This is a genomic window from Aquisalimonas asiatica, from assembly GCF_900110585.1.
GTDB lineage: Bacteria > Pseudomonadota > Gammaproteobacteria > Nitrococcales > Aquisalimonadaceae > Aquisalimonas > Aquisalimonas asiatica.
The window spans coordinates 317,789-339,650 of record NZ_FOEG01000001.1 but is presented as its reverse complement, the minus strand read 5'-3'; the positions used below and the strand labels follow the sequence as shown (position 1 = coordinate 339,650).

At 65.6% G+C, this 21,862-nt stretch carries 26 protein-coding genes; 14 read left to right on the top strand and 12 right to left on the bottom strand.

Annotated elements, in window-relative coordinates; all coding sequences use genetic code 11:
- The first annotated feature begins 8 nt into the window (after nucleotides 1-8).
- Complete coding sequence (locus BMZ02_RS01635) at nucleotides 9-2,123, top strand: exonuclease domain-containing protein (protein WP_245753907.1); 2,115 nt, start codon at nucleotides 9-11, stop codon at nucleotides 2,121-2,123.
- On the opposite strand, the gene BMZ02_RS01630 is transcribed toward BMZ02_RS01635, so the two are convergent.
- Complete coding sequence (locus tag BMZ02_RS01630; protein ID WP_091639363.1) at nucleotides 2,124-2,558, bottom strand: RrF2 family transcriptional regulator; 435 nt, start codon at nucleotides 2,556-2,558, stop codon at nucleotides 2,124-2,126.
- A gap of 37 nt (nucleotides 2,559-2,595) precedes the next feature.
- The gene (locus tag BMZ02_RS01625; RefSeq protein ID WP_091639361.1) at nucleotides 2,596-2,871 is read right to left on the bottom strand and encodes a DUF2249 domain-containing protein; all 276 of its coding nucleotides are present in this window, start codon (nucleotides 2,869-2,871) and stop codon (nucleotides 2,596-2,598) included.
- Between the two features lie 179 nt (nucleotides 2,872-3,050).
- Between BMZ02_RS01625 and fdxA the strand changes: the two genes are divergently transcribed.
- The 4 genes from fdxA to BMZ02_RS01605 all read left to right on the top strand — a co-directional run bounded on the left by fdxA (nucleotide 3,051) and on the right by BMZ02_RS01605 (nucleotide 6,763).
- Nucleotides 3,051-3,374, top strand: coding sequence for a ferredoxin FdxA (gene fdxA / locus BMZ02_RS01620; protein WP_091639360.1), 324 nt, complete (start codon nucleotides 3,051-3,053; stop codon nucleotides 3,372-3,374).
- 47 nt (nucleotides 3,375-3,421) lie between these two features.
- Complete coding sequence (locus tag BMZ02_RS01615) at nucleotides 3,422-4,009, top strand: 5-formyltetrahydrofolate cyclo-ligase (protein WP_091639358.1); 588 nt, start codon at nucleotides 3,422-3,424, stop codon at nucleotides 4,007-4,009.
- Between the two features lie 238 nt (nucleotides 4,010-4,247).
- Nucleotides 4,248-5,492: a DEAD/DEAH box helicase gene (locus tag BMZ02_RS01610; RefSeq protein WP_091639356.1), complete on the top strand. Its 1,245-nt coding sequence runs from the start codon at nucleotides 4,248-4,250 to the stop codon at nucleotides 5,490-5,492.
- A gap of 185 nt (nucleotides 5,493-5,677) precedes the next feature.
- Complete coding sequence (locus tag BMZ02_RS01605) at nucleotides 5,678-6,763, top strand: alpha/beta fold hydrolase (protein WP_091639354.1); 1,086 nt, start codon at nucleotides 5,678-5,680, stop codon at nucleotides 6,761-6,763.
- Between the two features lie 40 nt (nucleotides 6,764-6,803).
- Here BMZ02_RS01605 and BMZ02_RS01600 read toward each other — a convergent pair whose 3' ends face one another.
- A complete protein-coding gene (locus BMZ02_RS01600) occupies nucleotides 6,804-7,256 on the bottom strand; it encodes a YaiI/YqxD family protein (protein ID WP_091639352.1) in 453 nt (150 codons plus the stop codon).
- Between the two features lie 216 nt (nucleotides 7,257-7,472).
- On the opposite strand from BMZ02_RS01600, the gene BMZ02_RS01595 reads away from it, so the two are divergent.
- On the top strand, nucleotides 7,473-8,651 hold the full coding sequence (locus BMZ02_RS01595) for a ferredoxin reductase family protein (RefSeq protein ID WP_171909762.1): 1,179 nt from the start codon (nucleotides 7,473-7,475) through the stop codon (nucleotides 8,649-8,651).
- Between the two features lie 8 nt (nucleotides 8,652-8,659).
- Here the strand turns inward: BMZ02_RS01595 and BMZ02_RS01590 are convergent, their stop codons facing one another.
- Nucleotides 8,660-9,889 (bottom strand): GGDEF domain-containing protein, encoded by a 1,230-nt coding sequence (locus BMZ02_RS01590; protein ID WP_091639348.1) that lies wholly within the window; start codon nucleotides 9,887-9,889, stop codon nucleotides 8,660-8,662.
- A 177-nt stretch (nucleotides 9,890-10,066) separates the two neighbouring features.
- Here BMZ02_RS01590 and BMZ02_RS01585 point away from each other — a divergent pair, with 177 nt between their 5' ends.
- The 5 genes from BMZ02_RS01585 (at nucleotide 10,067) to BMZ02_RS01565 (ending at nucleotide 13,246) form a co-directional block, all read left to right on the top strand.
- Nucleotides 10,067-10,780 carry an AzlC family ABC transporter permease gene (locus BMZ02_RS01585; RefSeq protein ID WP_091639346.1) on the top strand — a complete coding sequence of 238 codons (714 nt, stop codon included), beginning with the start codon at nucleotides 10,067-10,069 and terminating at the stop codon, nucleotides 10,778-10,780.
- A complete protein-coding gene (locus tag BMZ02_RS01580) occupies nucleotides 10,777-11,112 on the top strand; it encodes an AzlD domain-containing protein (protein ID WP_091639344.1) in 336 nt (111 codons plus the stop codon). The genes BMZ02_RS01585 and BMZ02_RS01580 overlap by 4 nt, the downstream gene beginning before the upstream one ends.
- Nucleotides 11,113-11,272: 160 nt before the next feature.
- Nucleotides 11,273-12,436: an AI-2E family transporter gene (locus BMZ02_RS01575; protein WP_091639342.1), complete on the top strand. Its 1,164-nt coding sequence runs from the start codon at nucleotides 11,273-11,275 to the stop codon at nucleotides 12,434-12,436.
- A 43-nt stretch (nucleotides 12,437-12,479) separates the two neighbouring features.
- Entirely contained in the window at nucleotides 12,480-12,764 is a 285-nt protein-coding gene (locus BMZ02_RS01570; protein ID WP_091640356.1) for an ElaB/YgaM/YqjD family protein, read from the top strand.
- A gap of 8 nt (nucleotides 12,765-12,772) precedes the next feature.
- On the top strand, nucleotides 12,773-13,246 hold the full coding sequence (locus BMZ02_RS01565) for a hypothetical protein (protein WP_091639341.1): 474 nt from the start codon (nucleotides 12,773-12,775) through the stop codon (nucleotides 13,244-13,246).
- 266 nt (nucleotides 13,247-13,512) lie between these two features.
- Here the strand turns inward: BMZ02_RS01565 and BMZ02_RS01560 are convergent, their stop codons facing one another.
- From BMZ02_RS01560 to coxB, 4 genes are read right to left on the bottom strand one after another with little or no spacing between them, the layout of a single operon-like run.
- Nucleotides 13,513-14,328, bottom strand: a complete 816-nt coding sequence (locus BMZ02_RS01560) for a cytochrome c oxidase assembly protein (RefSeq protein WP_091639339.1) — start codon at nucleotides 14,326-14,328, stop codon at nucleotides 13,513-13,515.
- Nucleotides 14,319-14,657 (bottom strand): hypothetical protein, encoded by a 339-nt coding sequence (locus BMZ02_RS01555; protein WP_091639338.1) that lies wholly within the window; start codon nucleotides 14,655-14,657, stop codon nucleotides 14,319-14,321. Before BMZ02_RS01555 ends, BMZ02_RS01560 begins: the two co-directional genes overlap by 10 nt.
- Entirely contained in the window at nucleotides 14,654-17,173 is a 2,520-nt protein-coding gene (gene ctaD / locus BMZ02_RS01550) for a cytochrome c oxidase subunit I (RefSeq protein ID WP_091639336.1), read from the bottom strand. Before ctaD ends, BMZ02_RS01555 begins: the two co-directional genes overlap by 4 nt.
- Complete coding sequence (gene coxB, locus BMZ02_RS01545) at nucleotides 17,166-17,801, bottom strand: cytochrome c oxidase subunit II (protein ID WP_245753906.1); 636 nt, start codon at nucleotides 17,799-17,801, stop codon at nucleotides 17,166-17,168. Before coxB ends, ctaD begins: the two co-directional genes overlap by 8 nt.
- A 114-nt stretch (nucleotides 17,802-17,915) precedes the next feature.
- On the opposite strand from coxB, the gene BMZ02_RS01540 reads away from it, so the two are divergent.
- Entirely contained in the window at nucleotides 17,916-18,401 is a 486-nt protein-coding gene (locus tag BMZ02_RS01540) for a DUF2231 domain-containing protein (RefSeq protein ID WP_091639333.1), read from the top strand.
- Between the two features lie 23 nt (nucleotides 18,402-18,424).
- Here BMZ02_RS01540 and BMZ02_RS01535 read toward each other — a convergent pair whose 3' ends face one another.
- Both BMZ02_RS01535 and BMZ02_RS01530 read right to left on the bottom strand, forming a co-directional pair.
- Entirely contained in the window at nucleotides 18,425-18,868 is a 444-nt protein-coding gene (locus BMZ02_RS01535) for a CopD family protein (protein ID WP_091639331.1), read from the bottom strand.
- A 56-nt stretch (nucleotides 18,869-18,924) separates the two neighbouring features.
- Nucleotides 18,925-19,350, bottom strand: a complete 426-nt coding sequence (locus BMZ02_RS01530; RefSeq protein ID WP_171909761.1) for a host attachment protein — start codon at nucleotides 19,348-19,350, stop codon at nucleotides 18,925-18,927.
- 175 nt (nucleotides 19,351-19,525) lie between these two features.
- Between BMZ02_RS01530 and BMZ02_RS01525 the strand changes: the two genes are divergently transcribed.
- A complete protein-coding gene (locus BMZ02_RS01525) occupies nucleotides 19,526-19,726 on the top strand; it encodes a DUF3185 family protein (protein WP_091639328.1) in 201 nt (66 codons plus the stop codon).
- Between the two features lie 96 nt (nucleotides 19,727-19,822).
- Here the strand turns inward: BMZ02_RS01525 and BMZ02_RS01520 are convergent, their stop codons facing one another.
- Both BMZ02_RS01520 and BMZ02_RS19335 read right to left on the bottom strand, forming a co-directional pair.
- On the bottom strand, nucleotides 19,823-20,239 hold the full coding sequence (locus BMZ02_RS01520) for a PRC-barrel domain-containing protein (protein WP_091639326.1): 417 nt from the start codon (nucleotides 20,237-20,239) through the stop codon (nucleotides 19,823-19,825).
- A 231-nt stretch (nucleotides 20,240-20,470) separates the two neighbouring features.
- A complete protein-coding gene (locus BMZ02_RS19335) occupies nucleotides 20,471-20,659 on the bottom strand; it encodes a TilS substrate-binding domain-containing protein (protein ID WP_425425060.1) in 189 nt (62 codons plus the stop codon).
- Between BMZ02_RS19335 and BMZ02_RS01515 the strand changes: the two genes are divergently transcribed.
- The gene (locus BMZ02_RS01515) at nucleotides 20,609-21,820 is read left to right on the top strand and encodes a diguanylate cyclase domain-containing protein (RefSeq protein ID WP_171909760.1); all 1,212 of its coding nucleotides are present in this window, start codon (nucleotides 20,609-20,611) and stop codon (nucleotides 21,818-21,820) included. The genes BMZ02_RS19335 and BMZ02_RS01515 overlap by 51 nt on opposite strands.
- Nucleotides 21,821-21,862: the final 42 nt, after the last annotated feature.

Sequence of the window (21,862 nt, the reverse complement as noted above, 5' to 3'; positions counted from 1 at the left end):
GGGTCACCGTGCACCCACGGCACCTGCTGGCACTGATTTTCGCTGCGCTGGCGCTGGCATCCGCCACGCTGGTCGCCGTCACCGTGCACCTGGCCACCCCAGCGGACAGCGACACTGCCACGGCTGCCGCCCTGGGCGGGGGCGCCGGAGCGGCAGCACTGATCCTGGTCGCCTGGTTCGTGCTCGACCGACTGATCATGCGGCCGTCGCGCAAGCTTGTCCGCGGTATCCGCGCCCTGCTGGAGTCCCGCTCCCCCGAACAGGGCCTGCCCCTGCCCCGCCGCCACGCCCTCGGCACCCTGCCGGATGTAACCGCGGAGCTCGCGGACGCGCTGAAGCAGTCCCGGGGCGAGATCCGCAAGGCCATGGACGACGCAACGGCGCGGGTGGAAGAGCAGAAGAACTGGCTGGAAGTCATTCTGCAGAGTCTCAGCGAAGGGGTTCTGGTCTGTAACCGGCAGAATCAGATCCTGCTCTACAACAATGCCGCGGTGTCCATACTCGACCTGCCGGAGACCATCGGCCTCGGGCGCCCACTGTTCAACATCCTCTCCCGGGCCCCCGTGCAGCACACCCTGGAGCGGCTGGAACGGCATCACGCCGCCGGTGCGGCAGCGGGCTCGGAGCTGACGGCGCCGTTCGTGTGCAGCAGTGTCGATGCACGGCAGATGCTCCACGCCCGCATGGCGCTGATCCTGGATAACCAGGATGCGATCACCGGACACCTGATCACCCTGGTGGACATCTCCGATGAGGTCGCCCTGCTCGCCCGCGGCGACGCCATCCGCCTCGCCCTGACCCGCGACCTGCGGTCAACCGTCGGTAATCTCCGGGCGGCCGCGGAGACCATCACCAGCTACCCCGACATGGCCCCGGACGAACGCCGCTCGTTCGACGACGTCATCCTCCGGGAGAGCGAGACGCTGAGCGCCCGGGTCGAAGAGCTCGGGCAGGAGATCCGTGGCCAGCTCCTTGGCCGCTGGCCCATGGCGGACATCTACACCAGCGACCTGGTGAGCTGCGTCCAGGAGCGCCTGGCTGATCTTGCGGGGATCAAGGTCAATCTGGTCGGCATGCCACTGTGGCTGCACGGTGACAGTCTCTCGCTGATGCAGGCGCTGGACTGCCTCATCCGCGCTGTCCACAGGGAAACCGGCGCCACCGAGTTCGATATCGAATCCCTGCTCGCCGATCAGGCCGTCTATCTCGATATCCGCTGGCGCGGCAAACCGCTATCCACCGCAGCGCTGGAGCGCTGGCTCGACACCCCCTGCGATGACGACACCAGCGGCCCACGCATGCGCGAGGCCCTGGAGCGGCACGACTGCGAACCGTGGAGCCAGAGCGGACGCGAACAGGAGCAGGCCATCGTGCGGCTGCCACTGCCGGCGCCGAACCGCCCCCAGTTCCTTCCGGAACCGCGCCGTCTCCCTGCCCGCCCGGAGTTCTACGATTTCGGGCTGATGCGCAAGCATGCCGGCGACGACGAGCTCGCCGCCACCCCGCTGCGGGATCTCTCCTTCGTGGTGTTCGACTGCGAGATGACCGGGCTCGACCCCACCGGGGGCGACGAGATCATCTCCATCGCCGGCGTTCGCGTCGTCAAGCACCGCGTGCTCACCGGCGAGACCTTCGAGCGCCTGGTCAACCCCGGCCGGTCGATTCCCCAGGCGTCCACACGCTTCCACGGCATCACGGACGTGGACGTGGAAGACAAGCCCGAGATCCAGGTCGTGCTGCCGCAGTTCAAGGCGTTCGTGGGCGACGCCGTCATGGTCGCCCACAACGCCGCGTTCGACATGAAATTCATCAGCCTGCGGCAGAGCGAAGCGGGTGTGGAATTCGACAACCCGCTGCTCGATACCCTGCTGCTGTCATCCATGCTCGATGGCGAGGAAGAGGATCACTCGCTGGACGCACTGTGTGACCGCTACGGCATCACCATCAGCGGTCGCCACACGGCGCTGGGCGACACACTGGGGACGGCGGAGCTGCTGGTGCGCCTGATTGACCGGCTGGAGGCGAAGGGGCTGGATACCTTCGGCGAGGTCATGAAAGCCTCCAACATGGCCGCGCAGATCCGTCAGCGCTCGGCGATGGTCTCCACGTCGCGGCACATGTAATCAGGCGGGCTGGGTCAGCCGCTGGAGCTGGCCGAACGTGGTGGTATCCCCGAGGACGTCCTCCAGCGTAAAGGTGTTGAGCTGCTCGATGAAGGCGGTGCGCGCACTCTCCAGCACGGCCTTGAGGGAACACCCCCCGCATAGCGGACAGGGCTGACGGTTGCAGTCGATAATGGCCATGGACTCCTCCATGGCGAGGACAATGTCACCGATCCGCATGGTCTCGGGCGGCGCGCCAAGGGTCAGGCCGCCCGCCCGTCCCTTGGTCGTGATGAGATAGCCGTGCTGGGCAAGCCGGTGAACCACCTTGCGGAGATGTTCCAGGGAGATGTCGTAAGACTGCGCAATCTCGCGCATGGTCACGCGCCGGTCCCGGTGCGCACCGGCATACATCAGGACGCGCAGGCCGTAATCCGTGTGGTAAGTCAGTTCCATACTTCAGGATACCCCAACCTCATCCCTCTCCGAATGCTCATGCGCCCTGCCCGTCGCGGATCAGCCGCAGCTGCCACAGCTCAGGCCCCCACTGAACGGTCTCGATGGCAAACCGGTCGCTGTAGTGGCCGTCCAGGTGGTCCAGCAACCGCTGTGGCTCCGTGCCCGCAATCAGCAGAACATCCTCCCCCGGCTGCAGGACCGACAGCGTCATCTCCAGCAGCGGCAGACGCTCCCGCGGGTCATGCACGCGCAGGTCGAGCACGGCGCTGTACTGGTGCCCGGCCGCCGGGCGCTGGGATTCGTTCACCATTTCCGTGCGAGCCTCTCCGTGATTCTCCGCGAATGGTAACGGCGGGCCCGGCCTGGCACCAGCAGCATACGCATATGCCACGCCGATCTTTGGCCGGTCGTCTTTCGATGTATATCATATCCACTTTAACGAACTCGATCCGTTCGGGAAACCATCGCGCCGAAACCCGGGAGCGTGCCATGACCTACGTCGTCACCGACAACTGCATCAAGTGCAAGTACACCGACTGCGTGGAAGTGTGCCCGGTGGACTGCTTCCACGAGGGGCCGAACTTCCTGGCCATCGACCCGGACGAGTGCATCGACTGCACCCTGTGCGAGCCGGAATGCCCCGCTGAAGCGATCTATTCCGAGGACGATCTCCCGGACGAGATGAACCACTTCCTGGAGCTCAACGCGGAACTCTCCCGGCAGTGGCCGGTGATCACCGAGAAAAAGGAGCCGCCGGAGGACGCCGAAGAGTGGGACGGCAAGCCCGACAAGCTGCAGCACCTGGAGCGGTGAGCGGGAGCAATTTGCAAGGCACCCCGCTGATCGGATAGAACAGCGCCATGACTGATCACCTGTCCGATCCCGTGAACGTCCGGAAGCGCTCGATCCGGGAGGCCGCGCTCGCACGCAGGGCGGCGCTGTCGCCGTCGGAGCGCGCAGAGCGGAGCCGCCGCATCCGTGAACGGCTGCTGGCCCACCCGGCGGTTCTCCGTGCCAGTCGCATCTTCACCTTCGTGTCTTTCGACACCGAGGTGGACACCCATGGCGTCATCGATGCGCTGCTGGCAGACGGGCGGCACGTCGCGGTCCCCCGCATCCTGGATGACAGCACCATCCGCGCTGTCCCCATGACCAGCTGGGACGACCTCGAGGCAGGCCGCTGGGGCATTCTGTCACCCCGCTCCGACACACCCGCCGCGGGGCCCTTCGACGTCGCCGTCATCCCCGGTGTCGGGTTTACTGAACAGGGGGGGCGCATCGGCCACGGCCGGGGATACTACGACCGCTGGCTGGCGGAGAACCCGGTGGAGACCACTGTCGCCCTGGCGTTCGAGTGCCAGATTCTCCCGGAACTGCCTCTGGAGCCACACGATCGACCCGTGGACGTCATCGCCACGGAAGCGCGCCTGCTGGAGCCCGGACTGTAGGCAGTCGGATCTTGCGCACCGCAACACTGGCGTAGCAACCCCATCCATGCTAGGGTTCCCGCTGCGTTGTACCCGCCCTCTTGTTCCCGCACCTCTCGTGCGCCGGTTCCCCAGGTGGCCGGTCCCCGCAGCTCATCGCGGACTGTTTTACTGCCAGGGTCTTTCCTCGATAAGCACACAATCCGGACTTTTCTCCGGAACGCCAGCCCTGGCTGTTCAAAAAACAGGAAACATCTTGATGTCATTCGATCAACTCGGCCTGAGCGCCGATCTTCTGCGTGCCGTGAAAGAACAAGGCTACGACACGCCCTCCCCGATCCAGGCGCGCTCCATTCCCAGCGCCCTGGCCGGGAAAGACCTGCTCGCCAGTGCCCAGACGGGCACTGGCAAGACGGCGGCGTTCACGCTGCCGCTGCTGGACCGGCTGACGGCCGCCGGCCCGCAGAAGCCGCGCCGCGTGCGCGCCCTGGTGCTCACCCCGACCCGCGAACTGGCGGTTCAGGTGACCGAGAGCGTGCGCAGCTACGGCAAGCATCTGCCGCTCAAGTGCACGGCCATCTATGGTGGCGTGGGCATCGGCCCGCAGATTCGTGATCTGGAGCGGGGCACGGACATTCTCGTGGCCACGCCCGGCCGTCTGATGGACCACATGCAGCGCGGCACCATCAAGCTCGACAACGTGGACATGCTGGTCATGGACGAAGCCGACCGCATGCTCGACATGGGCTTTCTGCCGGCCATCGAGCGCATCGTGAAGACGCTGCCGAAGCAGCACCAGACGCTGCTGTTCTCGGCCACGTTCTCGCCGTCCATCACCAAGCTGGCCAACCGCTTCCTGAACCAGCCGGAAGTGATCGAGACTGCCCAGCGCAACGCCGCTGCCGCCGCGGTGGACCAGAGCGCCTTCATGGTCGACTCCGAGCGCAAGCGTGAGCTGCTGACGCACCTGATCGGCTCCGGGGACTGGCGCCAGGTGCTGGTGTTCACCCGTACCAAGCGCGGTGCGGACAAGCTGGCGAAGCAGCTCGAACAGGACGGCATCCGCTCCACCGCCATCCATGGCAACAAGAGCCAGGCCGCGCGCAACAAGGCCCTGAAGGCGTTCAAGCATCACAACGTCCGCGCCCTGATCGCCACGGACGTCGCCGCCCGGGGGATCGACATCGACCACCTGCCCTACGTGGTCAACTTCGACATCCCCACCAATCCGGAAGACTACGTGCACCGCATCGGTCGCACCGGTCGCGCCGGCCAGGAAGGCAACGCCATCTCGCTGGTCTGCGCCGATGAGGCGCGTGACTTCGCCGGCATCCGCAAGCTGGTCAACACCGACATCCCGGCCGAGATCCACGAGGGTTTCGAGCCGCAGAAGCGTGTTGCCAGTGCGCCGAAACGTGGCCGTGGCAACGGTCAGGGCCGCCCGCCCCGCCGTCCGCGCAGCGGCGCGTCCACCCGGAATTCGCGTGCCGGAAACAGCCGGTAACGCGTCTCTGCTGCCGCCGGCCAGAAGCCGGCGGCAGTACCTGCCTGCCACCTCCCCCTACATCCTCGCCTTTTGACAAACACGTCGGCTTCGGCTAACCCTTAGTGACCTTCCAAGCAGGTTGGTAACAGGGTTACACCCCTGTTCATCGAGAAGAAGAAGCAAACAAGAACGGAGGAGAAGCAATGACAATCACGCCTACAGGCGCGGCTCTGCGCTCATCGGCAGCAGCCGCATCCATGCTGTTACTGGTCGCTACGGCCTCGGCCGATACGGAGCGTTTCGATCTCGGGGACTTCGAACTCGAGAGCGGCGAAGTCATCGAGGACGCGTTCCTGACCTACGTAACCCACGGCGAGCTGAACGAGGCCCGGGACAACGCCATTCTCGTGTTGCCATCACTCATGGCGAACCACACCCGTCACGACTTTCTCATCGGCGAGGGGCTGGCCCTCGACCCTGACGAGTACTTCATCATTGCGGCGAATACGCTGGGGAACGGGCACGCCATCTCGCCCAGCAACAGCGAAAGCCAGCCGAACATGGACTTCCCCCAGTTTTCCATCCGGGACATGGTCAATGCCCAGCATGAGCTGGTGACCGAGGAGTTCGAGCTGGATGGACTGTTCTCCGTGGTGGGGCTGTCCATGGGCGGAATGCAGGCCTACGAGTGGGCCGCAAGCCACCCGGAGTTCATGGACTCCATCGTGCCGATCATCACCATGGGCCGCACCACCGGCTGGGTCACCGCGATCTGGGAGACGCAGCGGCGCGCCATCATGGAGGACGACGCCTGGCAGGACGGGGACTACGACGAGCAGCCCGGTGGATTCAAGTCCGCCATCGGCGGCCTGATGGTGTGGGTCCGTCACTGGCACTGGATGGATCCGGAGTTCGAGGAGGACAACAAGGAAGCCATTGCCTGGCTGGAAGAGCAGGAAGACAACCTCATGGAGGTCTGGGATGCCAACAACTACATCTACCAGACCCGCGCGGAGGACCTCCACGACATCTCCGAGGCACCCGGCATGGACGGGGATTACGAGGAGGCCCTGCGCTCGATCCAGGCCCACGCCCTGATCATGCCCGGCACCAAGGACATCCTGCATCCGCCGGATGACTCGCGACTGGCGGCGGAGCTCATTCCCAACGCCCGGCTTGCCGAGATCGACAGCGACCTTGGCCATCTGGGTGGCGGCGGCGTCGATGAAGCCGACATCGACTTCGTCAACAATGAGATGCGCGCGTTCTTCAACGAGCTGCGTAACTGAAGCCATCCGGTTCGTGCCGCCGGCTGGCGGCACGAACCGGCTATCCCTTGCCGTACCGCGTCAACAACCGATCCAGGTTGTTCGCGAACGCCTGCCTGTCCTTCTGATTCATGGCCGGCGCACCGCCGGTGTCCACCCCGCTGGCGCGCAGGGTATCCATGAAATCCCGCATGTTCAGCCGCGAGCGGATGTTCTCGCGCGTATGCAGCTCGCCCCTCGGGCTCAACGCATGGCCACCCGCCTCGATCACTTCCGCTGCCAGCGGGATGTCGCCGGTTACCACCAGGTCATCGGGCTCCACCCGGCGCACGATTTCGTGATCCGCCACGTCGAACCCTGAAGCCACCTGCAGAAAATGGATGACGGGCGAGCGGGGAATCCGCACGGGACGGTTCGCAACCAGGGTCAACTGCACCCCGGTGCGCTCCGCTGCCTTGAACAGGATCTCGCGTACCACCACGGGGCAGGCGTCGGCGTCCACCCAGATTCTCATATCACACGTCCTCGCTATCGATGGCGGGCATGATCTACGTCAAGCCACGGCCCGCACGCCGGGATGATACTGATTTTCGTGCCTGACTGCTTTCGAGGGAGACAGCGATCATGCCTCGATCACATGCCCGGCCACGGTGGCTTGTGCCTGCCGCACTGTTGGCCGGTTATACGGCACTCGTCTTTGTTCCCATGGTCCTGGGCGCGGTACAGGGGCTTGCGCCTCTTTCTCTACACCCTGCCCATGGGCACGCCGGCACCGCTGGACCGTGACGCACAGACCTGGCTGAATCTGCCGCTGCTGCCCGGGCTCAGCGGGCTGCTGGCCTGGATCGCGCTGGGGCTGCTGGTGTTCATGGCGGTCGCCCGGGACGGGCTGCCCATGCGTTACGAAGCCTGGCGCCTGAGCCACGGGGTGGGGGCCGTGCTGATCGCGCTGTTCGGCCTGCACCACACCCTTGAGGCCGGGCGCTACAGCCAGGACACGTTGCTTGCGGGGTTCTGGGTACTGGCAACACTTGTGGCCATCGCCTCCCTCGTGCACGTCCATGTGCTCATCCCGATGCGACAGCGCCGCCAGCCTTACCGGATCACCACGGTGCGACCGGAGGCCGAGCGCACATGGACCATCGAGCTGGAGCCGGACAAGGACGCCGGCCACCCCGGCAACCCACTACCCTTCCACGCGGGACAGTTCGCCTGGTTGAAACTGCAGCGCCCGCTATTCCGCATGACCGAGCATCCCTTCTCCATCAGTTCGGCACCGGCGGACTGGCCACGGATTGCGTTCACCATCAAGGAAGCAGGGGATTTCACAGGCCGCATTGCGGAGGTCTCCCCCGGGACACCCGCGTATCTCGACGGACCCTACGGCCACTTCACCGTCGCCCCGGGCGAAAACCAGCCGCTGGTGTTCATCGCCGGCGGCGTGGGCATGGCTCCCATAATGGCCATGCTGCGACAGCTACGGCACGACGGTTACCGGCAACCGATCACGGTGATCCAGGGCAACCGCAGCGGGAGCCAGATCCTCTTCGCCGACGAGCTGGACGCCATGGCCGAAACGCTGGACCTGTCCGTACACCAGGTTCTTTCCGAACCGCCCGCGGAATGGTCCGGCCATCGCGGGGTTCCCGACCGCGCCTTGCTGGAGGCTTTGATTCCGGCCGAGCAGCGGGCAGCCGCGTGCTACTACCTGTGCGGCCCGCCCGCCATGATCGACGCGCTGGAGCAGACACTGCTTTCGGATTTCGGCGCCCCGGCCCGTCAGGTGATTGCCGAGCGTTTCCGTTACACGCTGGGCGGTCGGCGCAGCAGCGCGCGCCGCCTCGTCTACGCCGCCTTGGCAGCGGCCGCCGTGATTCTGGCCGGCGTCGCGGGATTCGCGGCGGGCTGACGTCGTGGCTAGGCGGCCACCCGGTTGCGGCCCTTCTTCTTGGCACGGTAGAGGGCTGCATCGGCCGCCTTGATCACCTCCTCCGCGTCGCGGATCTCCCGGGTGCGCTCGGCCACGCCAATGCTGATGGTAACCTGCACGGTCTTGCGGCCTGATCCGCCGCTGCCCCGCTTTTTCTCCCCCGTTTTCGCATCGGGGCGATCACCGCCACGGAGCACCATCCGGTAATCGGCGATGGTCTCGCGTACTTCCTCCAGATACGGCCTGGCCTGCTGCGCCGTCTTGCCGGGAAAGACGATGGTGAACTCCTCGCCACCGTAGCGATACGCCTTGCCCCGTCCGCCAACGGCACGGATCCGTGCCGCAACCAGTTTAAGCACCTGATCACCCACGTCGTGGCCGTGGGTGTCGTTGAACTTCTTGAAATGGTCCACGTCGAGCATGGCGATGGCGTAGTTCCGCCCCAGGGCCGCGAGCCGCTGATTCAGGGCCCGCCGGGCGGGCAATCCGGTGAGATCGTCCCGGTAGGCAATGTAGTGGGTGTTGAAGACCAGACTGGCCAGCAGTATCAACCCCGCGGCCGAGGCGTAGGCCTCCGGCGCATCGCCCACCCCTGCCCGCCCGAACAGCAGCGCCAGGGCCCCGACCATGACCAGGGCGCCGGCTTCCAGGGGCGTCCCCCGCCGGTGAACGACCCACAGCAACACACCAACGGCGATGACCAGCGCCACCACCGCCGAATCCGACAGATGCAGCCACGGCAGTGCCGCATTCAGGGTGTTGAATGCCAGTGCCTGCAGCACATCATTGCGTTCAGCGGCGATCACCCACGTCACGAACCCGGCCTGCAGGGCTACAACCAGGAACCGGAGCACGGCGTGGCGGGTAAACACACCGCGCTCGGGCAGCAGCGTGAACAGCAACAGATTCAGTGGAACGAGCGTGGTCACCGCCGTGAACAGCACGCCGGCCTCGAACCGGCTCCCGGGCAGCAGCGCATTGACCTCCGTCACGCTCCAGTACGCCAGGGCCAGCAACAGCGCCATTCCCACGACACGACCCTGGCCGAACATGATCCCGAGTCCCGCGGCAATGGCGCAGGCGGCGTACGGCAGGATGTGCAACAGCAACCGGAACGCCTCCGGCGCCTCCTGGGCATGAGGCAGGGCCAGGTGCGCGCCGATGAGTATCATCAACGGGACGAACAGCAGGCGCGCAGTGCTGATAAGGGTGTGCAACAGTCGGTGCTCCACGGGGCCGTGATCGATGATGAGCGCGCTAGGCTATCACCCCCGGCATCGGCTTCCTTCCAACCCGTTCACATCCCGCGTGCCGCATCCCCCGACACCGCGTATACTGCCGCGTTTCGTCTCCGGATGACGCTGAGACACGGCTTTACTTGCTGAAAGGTCAGTATGGCAGAGCAACCCCCGGCGCGGCAGGTATTCATGGATGGTCTGCGGGCAATCGCGCCGATGCTCCCCGGCGTGGTGCCGTTCGGCATGACCACGGGCATTGCCGCGACGGAGGCCGGTCTGGACCCGTTCATGGCCATGGGCATGTCGCTCATCATCTTCGCCGGTGCCGCGCAGCTGGTGATCGCCCAGCTCATCGGTGATGGCGCCCTGCCGCTCATCATCGTGCTCACCGGCCTGGTCATCAATCTGCGCATGGTGATGTACAGCGCATCCCTCGCCCCTTACCTGGGCCACCTGTCCACGCGCTGGAAGGCGGCCATTGCCTACCTGCTCACGGATCAGGCCTACGCGGTATCGATCACCCGGTTCATCCACACCGGCGTGGATCACCACAGGCAGTGGTTCTACATGGGAACGGCGTTCCCGCTGTGGGTGTTGTGGCTGCTGGCGACAGCACTGGGGATCTGGCTCGGGGCCGCCGTGCCCCCCGGGTGGCAGATCGGGTTCGCCCTGCCCCTGGTCTTCCTGGTGCTGCTGGTCCCGGTCATCCGTGACCGCCCCAGCGCGGCCGCCGCGCTGACCGGTGGCGGCGTGGCCCTCGCGGCCCACGACGCGCCCTACCATCTCGGCCTGACCATCGGCGCCATCGCCGGCGTCGCCGCGGGTGTCACCGCCGAACTCATGCTCTACCGGCGGAGGCATTCGTCATGAGCGCGCTCACCATCTGGACCATGATCGCCGTGATCGGCGTGGGCACGTTCCTGCTGCGCATCTCGGGGCTGCAGCTGCTGGGCCAGGGCAGCATGCCGGACTGGCTGGCGCGCACGCTGCGCTACGTGCCCGCAGCGGTCATCGCCGCGATCGTGATACCGGCCATGGTGCACGGCGGGCCTTCCCCCGGATTCAACCTCGAGAACACCCGACTGCTGGCCGGGCTCATCGCCGCGGTGGTGGCATGGACCACGCGCAGCGTTCTCGCCACCCTCGGCATCGGCATGACCAGCCTCTGGGCACTGGAGTGGTTCGCCGGGAACCTGCCCTGATGGGCGAAACCCCGCGCCACCATGTACACTTTCCGTCGATGTCGGCACGCGCGCCGGGTGCCCGTGCCACACGGCCCGGACTGCAATCAGTTGGCCGCCCAATGGATCACAACCACCGCCGCGTGCGTATGTCATACATGGCAAGGGAAAAGGGAACCCCATGAGCTCGGAGAAGAGCACGAACATCGACTTTGCACCCGGCGAACAACGGCTGCTCCGCTACACCATCGTCGCCCTGAGCGCGGTCACCCTGATGTGCACCATCGTGTTCGTCATCTGGGTGCTCGGGCAGATCATCGGGGCCCTGCACGCCCTGGTCTTTCCTCTCGCGATCGCGGGAGTGCTGGCCCTGGTCCTGTTTCCCATCGTCGAGCTGTTCGAGCGCCTCCCGAGGATGAACCGGCTTGGCGCCGTGGTCTCACTGTTCCTGATCCTGTTCGGGCTGTTTGTCACGGTGATGGTCCTGGTCCTGCCTGCGGCCGTGAACCAGGGCAGCCAGTTCTTCCAGTCCGTGCCCGAGATGGCCGAGCGCGGTCACGACAGCCTGTCGGCAAGGTTCCCGCAAGCGCTGCCCATGCTGGAGGAGGCCATCAGCGACATGGAGATCCAGTCGATTCTGCCGAACGCGGAAGAAGCGGCGGACCGCACCATGGCGTATATCGGCTTCCTGGTAGGGCTCGGGTTCGTCCCCCTGTACCTGTTCTTTGCGCTGCTCTCGGGTAACCGCATCAAGGATTACGCCAAGAGCATGCTGTTTCTGTTCACGCAGAAGACGCAGAACGAGGTGCTCTACCTGGGGCAGCTGTTCATCGACTACATCACCGCATTCTTCCGCGGGCAGCTGACCATCGCCCTGATCATGGGCGTGATGATGGCGGTGGGCTTCACGTTCATCGGGCTCGAGGCCGCAATCTATTTCGGCCTCGCTCTCGGTCTGCTCAACATCGTGCCCTACCTCGGCTTTATCGTCGGCATCGTGACAGTGCTCCCGGTTGCCTACTTCCAGCCGGACGGGGGCGCACAGCTGGTCATGCTGGTGCTGGCCGTCATCGCCGCGACACAACTGGTGGAGAGCATGCTGCTTACCCCCAAGATCATGGCAGACCGGTCCGGCCTGCACCCGGTCCTCGTGGTGATCTCGATCCTGTTCTGGGGGACGGCGCTGGGCGGTGTCGTGGGCATGATACTGGCTGTCCCGCTGACCGCATTTCTCGTTACCCTTGGGAAACACGTCAAGAGCAGGCTCTATACCACCATACGACCGGATGACGTCGATCAGGAGATTCTCGGCGAGACCATTGGCGACGACGACCGTCGCTCCTGACGGGTCCACGACCCGTCCCTACAGCGGTACGGAGGATATGACCATGGCGACGAAAGCAAGCGGACACCAGACCACCGACCAGGTTGCGGGCAAGGCCCATGAGGCGGTGGACAAGGCAGCGGAAACCGCTGGCAAGGCGGAAGAGTATGCCCGCGAGCAGGCATCCCATGCCGATGAGCGCGTGCGGGACGCGGCGGCCCAGGGGCGGCAGCGTGCCGATGACGTGCTTGACCGCGTGAACACCTACGTGCGCGAGAACCCGCTCATGTCCATTGGTATCGCCTTTGTCGCGGGAGCCCTGTATTCATCGCTGACACGCCGTCGGTAACCCGGAGCATGCGGGACAGCGAGACGGGTGATCCGGCCCGAAGCCACGGGCCGGATGGCGAGCCCTCCGACCAGGCCTTCAGCGATGACGCAGCGGAACGCGGCGGCGCATTCGCCGACGTGGCCACCGTGTTCGCACTGATTGGTGCATCCGTCCGGGATACGGCCAGATTGCTCGGGCTGGAGACGCGACTGGTGGTCAAGACCGTCGTGATGATGGTCGTGCTCGGGGTTGTGCTGGGGTTGGTGCTGGTCGGCGTCTGGCTCTCGGTGACCCTGATCGTCGCGGCCGGGCTCTACGAGTTCACCCGCCTGGGCGTGACCCTGAGCGTTGCAGCCGCATCTCTGGTGAATCTGGGCTGTGCCGGGGTGCTGCTCCTTGTTCTCAGGCGCCTGGCCGGCCGACTCGCGTTTCCCGAGACACGGCTTGCCGTGCGCACGCTGCTCGACGATGCATCCCGCACCATGCGCCAACAGGAGTAGAGACGTGCCTTCGCTGGAGCACAGGGTCGCGCATCAACGGGATGCGGTCATGGCGAGAGGCCCCGCCATCCGCACCCACGCCGGCCGGGCTTACGAGCGGCTACGGCACCCCGCCGTCCTGATCCCCGCCTTCCTCGGCGGCATGCTCATCGTCCGTGGCGCGCCGGGGCTGCGTGCACTGCCCAGGATCACCGGGCCGCTGGGGCGCCTGACCAGGGAGCTTGGCAAACTCGACGCCCTCGTCAAGCTGATCGCCGCGCTCGCCACTACCCTTGCAGGTCCATCCGACGCTGCATCTGGCGGTACCAGCGGTGCGCAATCCAGCCCGAGGCCAGAAGATACGGCACACCGCCCACCACCCACATGATCAGCCCCGCCAGCTGCTGATCGTCCAGCCCGCGGGCCTCGCCGTACATGGGCGCATCGGCAAACGTGAGAATGGCCCCGAGAAACCCGGTGTGCATCAGGGTGAACAGCACCGCGAGCAGGGCCCAGGGCGCCCGCAGTGCGCTGCTCTTGAGCACGGCCCACCAGAACAGCCCCGCGGTCACCAGAAAGCAGGCATGCTCTACCGCATGCCACCACGGGTTATCCACGGCGACCATGTAGAAATACGGCGTATGCCAGAACCAGATCGCCACGGCATGCAGGTAGGCGGCGACCATCGGCCGCTGCACCACCGGGAGCATGGTGCTCCAGGGCGCGGTGAACAACCACCCCGCCCCCGCTGCGAGCTGCTGCAGCGGGCGACTCAGCACCCACAGCGGCGCGACCACCACCATCAGCAGCATGTGCTGCACCATGTGCGCGGCCGTACTGGTCTTCGCCCAGTCATCCAGCGGCCCGAACAGGGCCAGCGCACAGAGGAACGCCGTGACGTGAAACAGAGCGGCATCCCGGCCCCGCGGCCTGCGGCGAAAGGAGCCGGCCAGGTACCCGCCCCAGAACAGAGCGAGCAGCACGACACCCAGCAGTCCCGCCAGCTGCTCATGACCGGTACTGGTGACCGGATTATGCGCCGGGACAACGGGACTCCAGAGGAGCCCACCAGCCAGAACCAGCCAGGGACGCGTCACACGCATGGCGGGTAGACAACAACCGGCAGGCCCACGGCCAGCGTTGAACCGGCGGAGAGCAGGTAGACCCCTGCGGCGACGCGCACAACGAACCGGTGTTCATCCCCGGCCGGCGCGACCCGCCAGCAGCCCCAGGCCGCACCGGCAAGCAGTGCCGTCACGCCAAGCGTCAGGAGCAGCAGGATGCCGTTGATCCAGTTCACCGCGCCCTGATCCACCGCGGGCGGCGCCACGGCGCAGCCCACCGACAACCCGCCGTAGATGGCAACGAACCAGACGCTCCAGATCACCAGGCCAGCGAAAAGGTGCATCGGGTGTGTCCAGTCACGGATCATGCCGGACTCCCCCACGCCATTGGCAGCAACAGGAACACGGCCACGCTCACCCAGAAGATGCCGACCGTATACACCCAGAACGGGCGCACCACCACGGGTTCATAGGGGGTTTCACGTCCCACGTAGCCCCGCCCGACCCGAACCGCCTGCAGGGCAGTGAGCAGTGCCGCCAGCGCACCGTGGGCGATCACGTAGAGCAGCATGACCAGCAGCGTCGCGTCGTGGGCCAGCTCCGTTGGCGCCAGCGAGGCGTTCTGGAGCACCCAGACGAGCAGCGCCGCATGGCCGCCTCCCATCAGCCCGATGCGCCACAGGCGGCGCTGGAGGCCCGCATCGACACCACGGCGCAGCGCCCGCACGGCGCCCTCGTAATCCAGCCACGCCACCGTCAGCACCACGCCACTGATGACCACCAGCCACAGGGCGATCTGCTCACCCTCCGGGACGGACCACCCCGGCGACGCCGTCCACAGGTACAGCCAGCCGAAGATCAGCGACAGGTAGAACGTGCCATTCGCCATCAGCGTGACCACCATGCCCCACAGACCGGGCCCATCGGTGGTCCGCGAGTGCAGCGGCGGATCGCGGGATTCGCCGCGGGCCAGTGGCGCCGCCGTTGGGTGAGCGCCGTTCTCCCAGCTCCAGCGCAGCAGGAAGACCAGTGCCAGGCCGACGCCCACCAGTGCCAGCGGGTAGACCCGGATCAGCAGGCTGACACAGACAAGGGCCAGCCCCAGGGCGGCCAGCAACGGCCACCAGGAGTTCCCGGGCAGGTGAATCACGTGTCCGACCTTGCCCGTAATGGCGTCGGAGCCGTAGGTCTCGCGCCTGCCATGGGATACGTCGGTGAGCCCGTGCTCCCCGGACGCAATGGTGTCGGGCAGTTCGGGCGATTCCCACAGCGGATGCCGGGTGCGGAGATCGGGGAGACTGGCGAAGTTGTAGGACACCGGCGGCGTCCCCGTCGCCCACTCCAGGGTGTCCGCCCCCCAGGGATTACGGGGAGCCGGTCGCCCGAAACGGAAATGCAGGGCGATGTCCAGGATGATCATGGCGATCCCTGCCGCCATGATGAACCCGCCCACGGACGACAGCAGATTGAGCCAGTCCCAGCCCAGGCCGGGCTCGTAGGTGTACACCCGGCGCGGCATGCCGAGCAGGCCGGTGAGGTGCATGAGCAGAAAGGTGACGTTGAAGCCGATGAACGTCAGCCAGAAGCCCCAGTTGCCGAGCACCCGCGTGGGCATGCGCCCGGAGAGGTGGGGCAGCCAGTAATAGAAGCCGGCAATGAGCGGGAACAGCATGCCGCCCACCAGCACGTAGTGCAGATGGGCCACCACGAAGTGGGTGTCGTGCACCTGCCAGTTGAACGGCACCAGCGCCAGCATGACGCCGGTCAGACCACCGCAGACGAACACCACCAGAAAGCCGATGATCCACAGCATCGGCAGGCTGTACACCACCCGCCCCGTCCATAACGTCGCCAGCCAGGCGAACACCTGGATCGCCGTGGGCACGGCCACCAGCATACTAGCGACGGAGAAGAACGCCTGCGCCAGTTTCGGGATACCGATGGTGAACATGTGGTGCACCCACAGCCCGAAACTGATGAAGCCGGTGAGAATGATGGCCAGTACCAGCCATCGGTAACCGACAATCGGTCGCTGCGCGAACACCGGAATCAGCGTGGACACGATGCCGGCGGCGGGCAGGAAGATGATGTAGACCTCGGGGTGGCCGAACAGCCAGAACAGATGCTGCCAGAGAACCGGATCCCCGCCCCCGGCCACTTCGAAGAACGGTAGTCCGGCGGCCCGCTCCAGTTCCAGCAGCACGCTGGCGAGAATCAGCGGCGGGAAACCGAAGACGATCATCAGCGCCATGGCGAGGATGTACCAGACGAAAATCGGCATCCGGCGCAGCGACATCCCGTTGGCGCGACTGCGCAGGATGGAGACCGTCAGCTCGATACCCGCCGCCATGGCGGAGATCTCCACGAACGTAATGCCCAGCAGCCAGAAGTCGGATCCCGGCCCGGGTGCATACTCCGCGCTGCTCAGCGGCGTGTACATGAACCAGCCGGAATCCGGCGCCATGCCCAGTACCATGCTGGAGAGGATGATCAGACCGCCGAACAGGTAGCAGTAGTAGCCCAGCGAACTGATCCGCGGGAAGACAAGATCCCTGGCACCGATGAGCTTGGGAATCATGTACAGCGCCATGCCCTCGAGCACGGGGATGGCGAACAGGAACATCATCACCGTGCCGTGCATGGTGAAGAGCTGGTTGTAGACATCCGGGCTGATGATGTCCTGCGCCGGCAGGGCGAGCTGGGTGCGCACCAGCATGGCCATGACGCCGGCGATCAGGAAGAACACCAGCCCGGTGGCCATGAAGCGCAAGCCGATGGTGGTGTGGTTGACCGCCGCCAGAGAGCGCCAGCCCCGGGGGTTCCCCCAGACCCGGTCAAGGCGCTGATGCAGTGCCTGCTGGTCCTCCGTGCGCGCCTCAGTCATCGTCCTGCGCGGCCTCCTCCAGCCAGTCGTCGAAGTCGTCCGGCGAATGCGCCTCCACCGTGAAGTCCATGTGCGCGTGTCCGACGCCGCAGAACTCCGCGCACTTCCCCTGGAACGTGCCTGTCTCGTCCGCCTCCAGGCGCAGCACGTTGGTGCGCCCCGGAATCGCGTCGAGCTTGCCTGCAAGCCGGGGCACCCAGAACGAGTGGATGACGTCCTCGCTGGAGACATGAACATGGACCGGGACGCCGACGGGGATGTGCAGTTCGTTGTTGAGGCCGATGTCCTGGTCCGGGTAGGTGACTTCCCACCACCAGCGGTGGGCCGTCACATCGATGCGCAACACGTCGTCGTCCGAGGCCAGCGGCATCATGTTGTGGCCCGCGGGGATCCCGAAAGCGAGCAGCGCGGTGATGCTCACCAGCGGCAACACGAAGCCGCCGCCGATGATCCAGCGGTTCTGCACACGCTGGGCGTCCGCATCGCCGTGCTCGACGGGTTCCCGCCACATCGCGTACAGCCACAGCGCAACCACGGCAATCAGCACCACGGTCGCGAAGGCGAACATCGCCCACCACAACCACGCCGAGGATGTGGCCGCCGGACCCGCAGGATCCAGCGTCGACATGGGGCCACTGCACCCGGCAAGCAGCACGGGGATGAACATCAGGCCGAATAACGCTACCCTTCCTGCCAGTACGCGCTGATACACCACGCCCCCCGACTGTTCCGGAGTGAGTTGATGAGCCAGGGACCCATTATCAGTCGCATGTCCTTCCGGGGACACCCGCTGCACCCGGTCCTGATCCACTTCCCCGTGGCCGCACTTCTCATGCTTGTCGGAACCGACTTCGCCTACTTTCTGACCGGGGATTTCTTCTGGGCGCGGGCCGGCCTGTGGCTGGCCGGCGTGGGCGCGCTTGGCGGCTGGATTTCCGGGCTGGCCGGCCTGGTGGATCTGGTCACCGTTGCGCGTATACGCCGCCTGATCACGGCGTGGTCTCACGCCGTGATCGCGGTCATGCTGCTGTCTCTGGCGTCGTTCAACTGGCTGCTCCGGCTGGGCGACCCGGCGGCGAACATCCTGCCGTGGGGAGCATACCTGTCCGTCCTCACGGCGGCTCTCGTCAGCGCCGCAGGGTTCCTTGGCGGCCAGCTCGTCTACGAATACGCGGTGGGCGTCGACGTGGATGAAGCGGCGGAGAAGCACGGCCAGGCCAGAGCCTGACGCGCGCTCGCCCCGACCCGGCGTCAAAGCGCCCAAGGTGTACCCTCAAGGGTGGGTTTGGCCAGAACCAGCCAGATGATGCCGGCCATGAGCAGGCACAGCGTGATGGCGAGCAGCCACGCCCACACCCCCGTTCGCCCCACTGCGCCGCGCTCCGCACGCAGGATGAGCAACCCGGTAAACGCGTGGCAGATCACCATGCCGGTCACCAGCGTCAGCTTGGCCATGAGCCAGACTTCCACCGTCCGGTCCATCAGAAACACCACCGTCCCGGACATGATGGCAATCAGTGCCGCAGGCGTGGCCACGTGAGTGTGGACAAACCGCGCCAGCGACGCGTGATCGGGTGGCGATTCAGTGATCTCGGCACGCCGCGCGTCCACCGCAGCGACCAGCGCGGGCAGATACAACAGTGCCGCGGCCCAGAACAACAACGCGACAATGTGCAACACCAGAACCCAGAGCATTCCGCAGCCTTGGTCAGTCCGTCAGTGATCCCCGGGGAGCGTCCCCGGGGGCGCGGCTACACCGCCAGTTTGCGGCCGATATCTTCGGCCGAATCCCGGGTATAGTCCTTGTCGACGGTCTGTTCCACCAGCTTGCCGGTCGCATCGTCGATGCTGGAACGCAGGTGACCAAGCAGGCTCGGCGTGGCGGCAAGAATGAATGCCTCGGCGTCACCCTGGGTGCGCAGACCCTTCATGTAGTCGGCCAGGGTATGCGCAAAGGATGCTTCGTACTTCTCCGATACGCTCGTGCGCTTGTCCGACGCACGCACCGTTGTATTGCTCGATTCGTGGGTCTCGCCCTTGCCCCGGTCTTCCAGCTCCCCGGGGTGCATGCGCCCCTCGGGGTGGAGCAGCTCGTCCACTTCCCGCACCGGGTCCAGCCCGTCCCGCACCAGTACCCGTGCCCGAGCAGCATCTGCAACGATAATGTAGCGTTTCATGGTGATTTCCCCTTGATCCCGCAGGAAACGGCGGCGGAAATGGTGCAAGCCCCGCGACTGTATCACCGTTTCCTGAACACCCAATGGAATAGAAATTACGCCCCGCATCGGCTATGAGTTCCATGACCGGTAAACGCGCGGATCACCACTTGATTCAGAAATGGAGAGTAACAGGATGAAAACGAACCAGATTCTTGGAGTAATACTGCTGGTGGTCGGCGTGATTCTGCTGTTCACCGGATGGCAGGCCAGCGAATCACTGGGGGAGCAGGTCCACGAGACGCTTACCGGGCGGTTCACCGATACCACCATGTGGTATCTGATCGGTGGCGCTGCGGCATCCCTCGGCGGCGTGCTATTGATCCTGAAGAAGTAGGCCCGTGCTGAAAACAGCGGGGGCTGCTGCCCCCGCTGCCCGAGATCCGTCTCTCACCAGCGGCGGTGATCCATCCACGCCGTGATCCGGTGATACTCAGAACGTGCCCGCATCCTCGTACTCGGGGGCATTGTCCAGAGTGTCCTCATCCGCATCGACGCGGACAACCGTCTCGTCATCGGCGTCCTGTGCCAGGTCCACGCTGTCCCAGGACAAGGCGACATCCTTCTCACCGATTCCCAGGAAGCCGCCGACACCGACAACCACTGCCGTGATGCTGCCATCCTGGTCAATGACGAGATCGCTGATGGATCCGACCTCCTCGTCCTCGGTCGTGCTCATCACGGACTTCCCGATCAGGTCATTGGCGTGATAGCCGTCGGCCGGTTTCTCGGACAGGTGGGTATCGAAGCCGTTGGCCGGTCCGCCGTCATCGGCAACGACCCCACCCAGCCCCAGAACCATTGCGGAACCGACGACTGCACTCAAGGCGACTGCTTTTGCTGGTCTCATCAGGGCTCTCCTTTACCTTCAAGACGAAAACACAGAGTGGGCAATTCCATTGCGTTCTCCCTCGACGGCATCCCTGACGTCGTGACGGCAAGGCCCCAGGCAATCCTCATCTGCGGCCTTTCATCTGCAATTACGCCCTCACATGGGAATCGGTTCCCGGGAAATGCGAAATGGCAGGTTATGGCATCAATTTCACGGAATTCTGGAACTCTTCCACCACGAGGGGCGTATTTATCGCATACGCAAACCGGAGTAACGCCGGCAGCCACAGCCAGGGAGGCGTGTGACAAGACAACGTCCGCCCGTCGCAAGGGACAGGCCCCGCCAACGGGCCAGCGCGGCGTCGGCCGGGCTCGGAGAACGCGCTTGATGACATTGCCGAACGCCGTCACCCCCTCCCCCGAGGTCACCGCCCCGCAATCACACCTCTATATCTGCGACAGCGAAGGAACCTGTCTTCATGGCACCCCGGTGAGCGAGCTGGAGGGTCAACGGCTGACAACACTGGCCGGCGAGATCTGGAGCACCCACGGACTACCACCCTCGCTGGCCCCCCAACTGGAGAGCTGCATTCAGCAGGTTCTGAACACGGGAGCAATCGTGCGCGTGCTGATCCAGGACGTGGTCGACGCCACCCGCACGCTGACCTACGCCTGCCAGGTCATGCCCACGCCCCTGGAAGGGGATTCCAGGGGCATCGCGATCAAGGTGCAGCAGCTGCCCGAACCCCGGGACGGGCAGGACGACGCGGTCAACCAGCAGATGGTGGACGTGGTGCCCGTACCGGTCGTGGTGGCGCGCGTGGCTGACTGGAAATGCCTGTACGGCAACGCCGCTGCCGCCACGCTGCTCGGCCTGCCCGCCGGGCAGCTGGTGGGGCGCAGCCTGGCCCCCTTCTTCGACCAGAGCAATGACCCTGATCGCCTGCTGGAGAACCTGGTCACCAATCAGCAGGTCACTGACTTCGAGACCTGTGTTCTCGATCAGGATGGCCAGCGCCACCGCACGGTCATCTCCGGGGGCTGCACGTTCGCCCGGGGTAATCAGGCCGCCATGCTGTTCCTCAGCCCGGCCCCGGAGCGCCGCGTCCCGGCCACCCTGCGCGAGCGCGATGCCCTCACCGGGCTGCCCAACCGCACCGCCCTCGCCGACCGGCTCGAGGAGGCGATCCGGCGCGCCGGGCCACGGCAGCAGAAAGTGGCCGCGCTCTTTATCGACCTCAACCGGTTCAAGAACGTGAACGATGAACACGGCCACCGGGTGGGGGATGAGCTGTTGGCCGTCGTCGCCCGGCGCATTGCCGGCTGCGTGCGTCACTACGAGACGGTCGGTCGCCTGGGCGGCGACGAGTTCGTGGTCATCCTCGAAGGCCTGGATGGCGAACAGGAGACCCTGCGCATGAAACAGGACGTACAGCGCGTGGTGTCAAAGCCGGTCCGGGTCGCCGGGCTGACTCTCTCGGTCACCGCATCCATCGGTATCGCCTGTTTCCCGCGCGACGCCGGCAACGCGGTGGATCTGATCCACACGGCGGACCGCGCCATGTACCGTGAGAAACCCCCTCGTCATTCCGCCGTATAGACGGCATCGTCCTCATACCCCAAAGCGGGTACCATAGCCGGC

Excerpts from the sequence above, each read along its gene's own strand:
- BMZ02_RS01630 (WP_091639363.1), bottom strand. The coding sequence starts at position 2,558 with ATGGAACTGACTTACCACACGGATTACGGCCTGCGCGTCCTGATGTAT.
- BMZ02_RS01625 (WP_091639361.1), bottom strand. The coding sequence starts at position 2,871 with ATGGTGAACGAATCCCAGCGCCCGGCGGCCGGGCACCAGTACAGCGCC.
- fdxA (WP_091639360.1), top strand. The coding sequence starts at position 3,051 with ATGACCTACGTCGTCACCGACAACTGCATCAAGTGCAAGTACACCGAC.
- BMZ02_RS01615 (WP_091639358.1), top strand. The coding sequence starts at position 3,422 with ATGACTGATCACCTGTCCGATCCCGTGAACGTCCGGAAGCGCTCGATC.
- BMZ02_RS01610 (WP_091639356.1), top strand. The coding sequence starts at position 4,248 with ATGTCATTCGATCAACTCGGCCTGAGCGCCGATCTTCTGCGTGCCGTG.
- BMZ02_RS01605 (WP_091639354.1), top strand. The coding sequence starts at position 5,678 with ATGACAATCACGCCTACAGGCGCGGCTCTGCGCTCATCGGCAGCAGCC.
- BMZ02_RS01600 (WP_091639352.1), bottom strand. The coding sequence starts at position 7,256 with ATGAGAATCTGGGTGGACGCCGACGCCTGCCCCGTGGTGGTACGCGAG.
- BMZ02_RS01585 (WP_091639346.1), top strand. The coding sequence starts at position 10,067 with ATGGCAGAGCAACCCCCGGCGCGGCAGGTATTCATGGATGGTCTGCGG.
- BMZ02_RS01580 (WP_091639344.1), top strand. The coding sequence starts at position 10,777 with ATGAGCGCGCTCACCATCTGGACCATGATCGCCGTGATCGGCGTGGGC.
- BMZ02_RS01575 (WP_091639342.1), top strand. The coding sequence starts at position 11,273 with ATGAGCTCGGAGAAGAGCACGAACATCGACTTTGCACCCGGCGAACAA.
- BMZ02_RS01570 (WP_091640356.1), top strand. The coding sequence starts at position 12,480 with ATGGCGACGAAAGCAAGCGGACACCAGACCACCGACCAGGTTGCGGGC.
- BMZ02_RS01565 (WP_091639341.1), top strand. The coding sequence starts at position 12,773 with ATGCGGGACAGCGAGACGGGTGATCCGGCCCGAAGCCACGGGCCGGAT.
- BMZ02_RS01560 (WP_091639339.1), bottom strand. The coding sequence starts at position 14,328 with ATGCGTGTGACGCGTCCCTGGCTGGTTCTGGCTGGTGGGCTCCTCTGG.
- BMZ02_RS01555 (WP_091639338.1), bottom strand. The coding sequence starts at position 14,657 with ATGATCCGTGACTGGACACACCCGATGCACCTTTTCGCTGGCCTGGTG.
- ctaD (WP_091639336.1), bottom strand. The coding sequence starts at position 17,173 with ATGACTGAGGCGCGCACGGAGGACCAGCAGGCACTGCATCAGCGCCTT.
- coxB (WP_245753906.1), bottom strand. The coding sequence starts at position 17,801 with ATGTCGACGCTGGATCCTGCGGGTCCGGCGGCCACATCCTCGGCGTGG.
- BMZ02_RS01540 (WP_091639333.1), top strand. The coding sequence starts at position 17,916 with ATGAGCCAGGGACCCATTATCAGTCGCATGTCCTTCCGGGGACACCCG.
- BMZ02_RS01535 (WP_091639331.1), bottom strand. The coding sequence starts at position 18,868 with ATGCTCTGGGTTCTGGTGTTGCACATTGTCGCGTTGTTGTTCTGGGCC.
- BMZ02_RS01530 (WP_171909761.1), bottom strand. The coding sequence starts at position 19,350 with ATGAAACGCTACATTATCGTTGCAGATGCTGCTCGGGCACGGGTACTG.
- BMZ02_RS01525 (WP_091639328.1), top strand. The coding sequence starts at position 19,526 with ATGAAAACGAACCAGATTCTTGGAGTAATACTGCTGGTGGTCGGCGTG.
- BMZ02_RS01520 (WP_091639326.1), bottom strand. The coding sequence starts at position 20,239 with ATGAGACCAGCAAAAGCAGTCGCCTTGAGTGCAGTCGTCGGTTCCGCA.
- BMZ02_RS01515 (WP_171909760.1), top strand. The coding sequence starts at position 20,609 with ATGACATTGCCGAACGCCGTCACCCCCTCCCCCGAGGTCACCGCCCCG.